Genomic DNA, 290 nt, shown 5'->3' on the forward strand with positions numbered 1-290 from the left:
CCAGCGATCTCTACGCGCAGGTCTTCGCCACCGTTGCCAAGGGCATCGGCATCACCATCTTCGTCACCGCGGTCGCCTTCGCGCTCGCCTCCGCGCTCGGGCTCGGCATCGCGCTGATGGCGCTGTCGGGATCGCAGTGGCTGCGCCAGATCGCGCGCTTCTATGTCGAGATCATCCGCGGCGTGCCGATCCTGGTGCTGTTGTTCTGGATCGCCTTTGCCGGCGCGCCGGCCGTCGTCGCCGCCTGGAACGCGCTGACCGCGCCGCTGCAGAGCGCCGGGTTCATCGGC

1 protein-coding gene is annotated in these 290 nt (G+C 69.3%); it reads left to right on the forward strand.

Annotated features, from left to right (window positions below):
• Positions 1 to 290 (forward strand): ABC transporter permease subunit (locus tag EN874_RS33180; RefSeq protein ID WP_145971772.1); only part of this gene is annotated, 290 nt, incomplete at both ends.

This window comes from Mesorhizobium sp. M1D.F.Ca.ET.231.01.1.1, from assembly GCF_003999155.2.
In the GTDB taxonomy this organism is placed as follows: domain Bacteria; phylum Pseudomonadota; class Alphaproteobacteria; order Rhizobiales; family Rhizobiaceae; genus Mesorhizobium.